This window comes from Neolewinella lacunae (genome assembly GCF_014349155.1).
Lineage (GTDB): Bacteria > Bacteroidota > Bacteroidia > Chitinophagales > Saprospiraceae > Neolewinella > Neolewinella lacunae.
In genome coordinates, this window is sequence record NZ_JACSIT010000142.1 from 1 (window position 1) to 7,022 (window position 7,022).

7 protein-coding genes are annotated in these 7,022 nt (G+C 48.1%); all 7 read left to right on the forward strand.

The annotated features are described in order from the left end of the window. Window positions 1-152 precede the first annotated feature (152 nt). The 7 genes from H9S92_RS17250 to H9S92_RS17280 all read left to right on the forward strand — a co-directional run bounded on the left by H9S92_RS17250 (window position 153) and on the right by H9S92_RS17280 (window position 6,678). Window positions 153-914, forward strand: a complete 762-nt coding sequence (locus tag H9S92_RS17250) for a 3-keto-disaccharide hydrolase (protein ID WP_187467947.1) — start codon at window positions 153-155, stop codon at window positions 912-914. Between the two features lie 36 nt (window positions 915-950). Then, window positions 951-2,240 carry an MFS transporter gene (locus tag H9S92_RS17255; protein WP_187467948.1) on the forward strand — a complete coding sequence of 430 codons (1,290 nt, stop codon included), beginning with the start codon at window positions 951-953 and terminating at the stop codon, window positions 2,238-2,240. Between the two features lie 209 nt (window positions 2,241-2,449). Continuing rightward, complete coding sequence (locus H9S92_RS17260; protein WP_187467949.1) at window positions 2,450-2,980, forward strand: hypothetical protein; 531 nt, start codon at window positions 2,450-2,452, stop codon at window positions 2,978-2,980. 106 nt (window positions 2,981-3,086) lie between these two features. After that, window positions 3,087-4,190 (forward strand): RHS repeat domain-containing protein, encoded by a 1,104-nt coding sequence (locus H9S92_RS17265; protein WP_187467950.1) that lies wholly within the window; start codon window positions 3,087-3,089, stop codon window positions 4,188-4,190. Beyond that, window positions 4,187-4,726 carry a hypothetical protein gene (locus H9S92_RS17270; RefSeq protein ID WP_187467951.1) on the forward strand — a complete coding sequence of 180 codons (540 nt, stop codon included), beginning with the start codon at window positions 4,187-4,189 and terminating at the stop codon, window positions 4,724-4,726. The genes H9S92_RS17265 and H9S92_RS17270 overlap by 4 nt, the downstream gene beginning before the upstream one ends. A 168-nt stretch (window positions 4,727-4,894) precedes the next feature. After that, window positions 4,895-6,115, forward strand: coding sequence for an RHS repeat domain-containing protein (locus tag H9S92_RS17275; RefSeq protein WP_406612231.1), 1,221 nt, complete (start codon window positions 4,895-4,897; stop codon window positions 6,113-6,115). Continuing rightward, entirely contained in the window at window positions 6,112-6,678 is a 567-nt protein-coding gene (locus H9S92_RS17280) for a hypothetical protein (protein WP_187467952.1), read from the forward strand. The genes H9S92_RS17275 and H9S92_RS17280 overlap by 4 nt, the downstream gene beginning before the upstream one ends. Window positions 6,679-7,022: the final 344 nt, after the last annotated feature.

Sequence of the window (7,022 nt, forward strand, 5' to 3'; positions counted from 1 at the left end):
CCGACTGTGCGGCGCGGATCGCGCGCTCGTCGCAAGGCTACGCCTTGCGATAGAGTAATAACTAACCCAGACACACTTAATTGAACTATCCCCTAAACTGGTTGAATTTCCCGCCGGTTTCCTATCTTCCCCGTCTTAAAAACGAATCGTTCATGCGTGTTCAACACATTTTGCCCTTGGTGGCACTGACCTTACTGGTCGCCTGCGGTGAGTCTGCTGCTCCGGCGGACACTGCTTCTTCAACTTCCACGGCACCTGCGGCCGCGCCCACTACGGGCGAATGGAAAGCCCTCTTCAACGGCACCGACCTGACGGGCTGGCACACCTACGGCAAAGAAGGCAGCATCGGCTCGGCCTGGAAAGTCGACGGCGACGCCATCTACCTGGACGCATCCAACAAAAAAGACGGGCAGACGGTCGACGGCGGCGACATCGTCACCGACGAATCCTACGGCAATTACGAGCTGGAGCTGGAGTGGAAAATTGGCGAATGCGGCAACAGCGGCGTCATTTACAACGTCCAGGAATCGGCCGACTACCAATATCCCTGGCTGACGGGCCCCGAGATGCAGGTGCTCGACAACGAATGCCACCCCGACGCGAAAATCATCAAGCACCGCGCGGGTGATCTTTACGACCTCATTTCGGTGGCCGAGGAGAACGTCCGGCCCGCCGGAGAGTGGAACCAGGCCAAACTGATCGTAACGCCCGGCCACGTGGAGCAGTGGCTGAACGGCAAAAAACAAGTGGAATACAACAACACCGGTGCCGAATGGGAGGCCATGATTGCGGGCTCCAAGTTCAAGGACTACGACGCCTTCGGCACCTTCACTTCCGGCAAAATCAGCCTCCAAGACCACGGCGACCCGGTGTGGTTCCGCAACATCCGCATCCGGGAAATTGCCTCCCGTTAGGATTTCTTCTACCTTCTATCAAAAGCTTACAAGATTATGTCAACTACCACTACGCGTACCTACGCAGAGATTCCTGCCAACCGCGACCGGCTTTTCCTGGCCAGTTGCTTTGCCCTCATCGTCACGTCGATGACCTTCGCCATCCGGGCGGGTATTTTGCCCGATCTGGCGGCGGAATTCGGGCTGAGCGACCAAGAGCTCGGCTGGGTCAATTCAATGGCATTTTACGGCTTCCCGCTGGCCATGCTGGTGGGCGGGGCCATTTACAATACGGTTGGCCCGAAGGTGCTGATGTGGCTGGCCTTCGTCAGTCACCTCCTCGGCCTGGTGCTGACCATGACGGCCGGCGGATTCTGGGGCCTGATCATTTCTACCTTCCTGATTGGTTTTGCCAACGGATCGGTGGAAGCGGCGTGTAATCCCCTCATTGCAGACATGTACCCCGATAAGCAAACGCAGATGCTCAACAAGTTCCACGTTTGGTTCCCCGGCGGTATCGTGATCGGCTCGCTGGTAGCCTTCTTCCTTGGCGGCAGCGTCTCCTGGCAGGTGCTCATCGCCACGATGTTCATTCCAACGGCGATCTACGGTTTCCTGATCCTGGGGCAGCCGTTTCCGAAGGGCGACAACATCGTATCCAATACGGCGGAGAACATCAAGGGCATTCTCACCCCGCTGTTCATCATCATTGCGCTGATCATGACCGTTACGGCCACCACCGAGTTTGGTACTACGCAGTGGGTGGAGCGCATTTTGAGCAACGCCGGAGCCAATGCGATGATTCTGCTGGCCCTGACGGCGGGCATTATGGCTACGGGTCGCTTCTTTGCGGGTCCGCTCATCCACAGCTTTAACCCCGTGGGGGTATTGATTGGCTCGGCGGTGCTGTCTTGCCTGGGCTTGTTCATCCTCAGCAGCGTTACCGGTCCGATGATCTACGTGGGCACGGCCGTGTTTGGTCTGGGCATTTGCTACTTCTGGCCGACGATGCTGGGCTTTACGGCCGAGTACCTGCCCAAATCCGGTGCCTTTGGCCTGTCGCTGATTGGCGGGGCGGGGATGCTCGGTGCGGGCATCTGGAACCCAATCATTGGCGGCTGGATTGACAGTGGCCGGGAAACGGCGCTGGCCAATGGGCTGACTGGTGAGGCGGCGGAGCTGGCGACGGGTCAGGCGGCGCTGGGGTCGATTGCCATGTTCCCGCTCGTCCTGATTTTCGTCTTCGTGGGCCTGTACTTCTACATGCGTGGCCGGATGAAGGGCGATAGTGCGGCGGAGGTCGTTATGAACCCCGATGCGATGCGCACGCCGGGTTCGGCGCGGTAGGTGCGGCTTTGGCCGCGAGCGAAAAAAGCCCGCCTTCCTTTTTTGGGGGGGCGGGCTTTTTTTGGGGTAGCTTTTAAAAACACTATGCGGATAAATCCACTAGGGAATGGCCAAACAATCCAATTTGATTCGATGGAAAGGCTAGCGCTCATGAGTTACTCTCTCCTGTTGTTTTATTGCGAATTTTTAAACATTTAAAACCATAGAATATGCGCATTAAGGTAGATATATTTCTGGTAGTGTTAGCGCTGTTCTGCGGATGCTCAGACACTAACAACGACTTTGCTAAAATAAATTTAATAAAGTATGATAGAATTGAGATAGCAAATAAATCCAATCGAACTATCCTAGTGCCATTAGTAGATGAAAAAATTCCAGTTACTGAGATGTTTACATATAAAGTAACTGATTGCAAGGTGGCAAATCTTGAGGGATCTGGCTCACAATCGAGCATGTTTGCTCAAATGGACACCCTCTTAAGCGACCAATCCAAATTTTATGACTTCGAACTTTTCACTTCAGATATGGAGATAATACATGACTCCCAGTTGGTATACTTGTTCGATATTTATGATGCAAAAAATTTTTCATCCTCCCCATTTGACGTTGAATCGATACTTCATATTGCACTAATGACATATCGCGACCTAAGCGGGGAGATCAAAACATCCGTATATCCTTATACTTTTCTCCCACACCAAGATATAACGACCATCGCATTTGAACCGTGTGAGAACTGATTATTTAGGTACGACAATCGAGCAGAATGCGAGTTTTTCAAAGTAAATACCCTCCAACACCAATATCCAGTCTGGCACCACCGTTTTCCAAGCAAAAACCCAAATCGTGCGCGAAGCCAACTTCCAGGTACAACCCGGGGCCACCTTCACGGCCGACATCGTCCCCTGCGCGGGCGGTGCCGCCTGGCAGTACGAATATTTCCTGCAAGACCACCTAGGCAACAACCGCGTTCTCTTTGCCGACGAAAACGGCAACAACCTCATTGAAGCCGCAGAAGTGTTGCAAGAAAACCACTACTACCCCTTTGGCATGGAGATGCGCGGGGGCTGGCTGGCGGAGCCGGGCGTGGAGCAGCGGTATGGGTATAATGGGATCGAGAGGAACGAGGAGCTGGGGCTGGATTTAGCGGTATTCAGAAGTTATGATCCGGCTGTTGGTAGATGGTTGCAAGTAGACCCGAAGGCTGAAGCATTTATGTGGGCCTCGCCTTATAATGGAATGGTCAACAATCCGATATCGAATATTGACCCATTAGGAGACACCACGCGGATTTATAACATGAATGGTGAGCTCGTAAGAACTATTAACGATTCTCATGCTAATGAAGATCATTTTTTAACTAGTGGCGCGTTAAGCATTTTGGATGCGGCAAGGCTAAGTAGTGCAGGAGAGAACCTTGTAGGTTCCGCATTTAGAGCTTTGTCGTCTTTTTTCATTGGTGCAAATACACGAGCAGGGTTATCCGAGATTGCAGCTTTATCTGAAGCGGAAGGACTAGAGCGAGCTTTTACGTTTTATCTCGGAGAGGGAAGTAAAGAACTAATAGTTAAGGACATAACAGGTAATAGAGAGAGGACGAAAAGTAGTTTTTCATTTCTTGAACCGGGAGTCTTTAGTCCATACCCTGGTGCAAAGCTTGTAGGGCATTCACACCCCACGGCAGGTGTTATTGGAGAAGGGATTGATCCGTCAAATATAAGGAGAGTACATGAACCCTCAGGTGGCGGAAGTGGCTTAGTAGATTACGCCCCACTATTAACGGGGGACAGAAGTAGAGCTCACCCGCAGATGATACTGTCTCGTAACGGATACAGTATATATACGAGTGCTCGAGAAACTCCTAAAGGTTCAAGTCATCCCTTTCCAATGCAAATATTGAGTCACGGTGGCCCAGTAGTAAATTTCAAGGGTGTAACTGTTGTAAGATGAGAATATTAATAATACTTATTTTGATGTTATTTGTATGTTGCAAATCAGAAATAAGTCAAGAAACGACTGGCATTCCACTAGAGAGTCAAGAATCAACTTCGTTATTGATGCTCATACACGAAATACCTCGTTTCAGCGATAGCAAGAAAATGAGAATGATTATTAGTCAGTCTTTTGGTAGACCAATTCTCGCAGTAACCATTGAACACTTTGATACTGGATATTATTTTTGCGAAAAGATGGTGGATCGGCAAGAAAATTCTGCTGAATATCATGAAAGATGTACGCTAATTGATCCGAGAAACAAATTATATATGAAACTAGACTCCATGTATAACGTAGAATATAGTAAAAAAGGATTAGATCCGTTAAAGAGCTATGGAGATGCTACAGCTTTGCACATATCTTCTTCAGCGAGCGGGCAGTTCAATGAATTTAGCTTAAATTACTGCGATAATGTTAAGAAGGTGCTTAGTCTTATGGAGCCTTTAGATTCAATGATCACGTTATTTACCTTACCAACTTGTAAGCTATGAGTTCTGATAATTTCCACGCCTCGGAAAGCTAGTAATGAAGTTGGGGCAAGAAATACTTTCAACTTATAGCAGTGGTAACAAAGAACGCTGAAAGTCAGTAACATTCCCTTCAGCCCAACAAAACTTAAGTTTAGTTTCCGCCTCCCGCAATCCACCCTCCCCAACAAAATCACCTCCAACGCCAATATCCAATCCGGCACCACCGTTTTCGAAGCAAAAACCCAAATCGTGCTCGAAGCCAACTTCCAGGTACACCTCGGGGCCACCTTCACGGCCGACATCGTGCCCTGCGCGGGCGGTGCCGCCTGGCAGTACGAATATTTCCTGCAAGACCACCTGGGCAACAACCGCGTCCTCTTTGCCGACGAGAACGGGAACAACCTCATTGAAGCCACAGAAGTGTTGCAAGAAAACCACTACTACCCCTTTGGTATGGAGATGCACGGAGGCTGGCTGGCGGAGCCGGGCGTGGAGCAGCGGTATGGGTATAATGGGAAGGAGTTGCATGAGGAAGTGGGGTGGCATGATTATGGGGCGCGGTGGTATGATGCGGCGGTGGGACGGTGGAATGCGGTGGATCCGTTGGCGGAAAAGATGAGTAATTGGAGTCCGTATAATTATGTCTATAACAATCCAATCGCCTACATCGATCCATTAGGGCTTTCTCCATACACTTATAATTGGGCTACAGAGCAATATGAAGACAATGAGGGGAATAGTGTAGATTGGAATACGGTTTATTCTTCAATTCAAGGTGGGGCCGAAACTAGAATTAACGCATCAATAGCACTTGATGAATCTGCCGAGATTACAACAAGCAGATTAGGTAAAATTTTAAATCACACAACCCAAATTTATGCCAGACAAGGGTTCGGACCAAACCTATTCAAATTTAAAATACTGACTTCGATTGAGGGCCGGAGAGCGCGTGGTGCTTCAAAAGAGGAGCTATTCCTTGCCATCATTAGATCTAGTACTAAAGGACGTTACCCCGGCTTTAGCGAAGTAGCATTTAATGGCATAACTAGAGGATATGGGGGCGCCGACTTAAATTCTGGGCCAAACGGTTATCAAAGTTGGGTTAATCTCACTAATGTTTCTGACAACATACAGGGCACTTTTATGGACTATGATGCTGGATACATAATCGCTCATGAGCTTCTTCATCAAATAGTACTAAAAGCTAATTTAATATACAATGGGGTAAACCCAAGATACTCGAGCGACGGACCTTTTGGCATTGAAGATCACTATGATGAGCCTTTAAATTTAAATACTCACGGGCAAATAATCGGACCTCTATCTCCAGGGTCTTCTAAGGAGACAATATTACCTGTTCATAGAAATTTAATTCGATTGTACATTAGTTATTTAAAGTACAAACAATGAAAAATTCAATATTTATTATATTAATTACTTGTATGTTCTCTTGCGAGACAGAGAACGAAAGGGATTTTGCAGCCATTGACTTTGATTTTAATATTCATGATAATGATTACATTTTTTGCAACACTGTTCATACTCCTCTTGCTCTTCGTATTACAAATATATTTCCTTACTCTGTTGGGATTATCAAGTATTCCGAAAAAGAGAGTAGTTGCCTAGACCATCTTAGCATGGTAAATTATCAAGTTAATGAAAAAGAGGAAATATTTGGTTTTAGCAGAGGAGTCGGCAGCTTTTTCTCTCCGCCAACAGTTGATACATTGACAGTTGGCGAAAGTAGGATTTATTTATTAGATTCATTCGGTATTTATAATCGTTTAAGCACAGACATTGAAGTAGATTTCAGTCAATATTATTACGCTTATAAAAATTTAGCAACGGGTTCTGAAGAAAGCTTTTCAATAGTTGTTTACCTTTCCCCTGAAAGAATCCCTAAACAATCCTTTTTAGAAATTAAGGACGGAGCTACTGTCCCTTTTAAAGTTTACCAAACCACTAACGAATAGTAGCGTGTTCCTTCCGTCGGGAAGCTGCCGTCTCGCAACGAAAACGAGGGGATGAATCCCCTCGCTACGCTGGGCAACCCTCCGGGTCTGGGCACGAGTATTCTGTCTATCATTACGGTGTGGAAGTGGTTTTGGTTTGCTTTGACCCATTACCCCCAACCCCTGCCAACAAGACCTCTACGTGAGCGGCCAGCTCAATGGCTCAAACGACTATTTGGCCAACAAAATCACCTCCACCCCCAACATCCACCCCACCCCCACCGTTTTCGAAGCAAAAACCCAAATCGTGCTCGAAGCCAACTTCCAGGTACAACTCGGGGCCACCTTCACGGCCGACATCGTCC

Coding starts and splice junctions, on each gene's coding strand:
- H9S92_RS17250 (WP_187467947.1), top strand. CDS start 153: ATGCGTGTTCAACACATTTTGCCCTTGGTGGCACTGACCTTACTGGTC.
- H9S92_RS17255 (WP_187467948.1), top strand. CDS start 951: ATGTCAACTACCACTACGCGTACCTACGCAGAGATTCCTGCCAACCGC.
- H9S92_RS17260 (WP_187467949.1), top strand. CDS start 2,450: ATGCGCATTAAGGTAGATATATTTCTGGTAGTGTTAGCGCTGTTCTGC.
- H9S92_RS17270 (WP_187467951.1), top strand. CDS start 4,187: ATGAGAATATTAATAATACTTATTTTGATGTTATTTGTATGTTGCAAA.
- H9S92_RS17280 (WP_187467952.1), top strand. CDS start 6,112: ATGAAAAATTCAATATTTATTATATTAATTACTTGTATGTTCTCTTGC.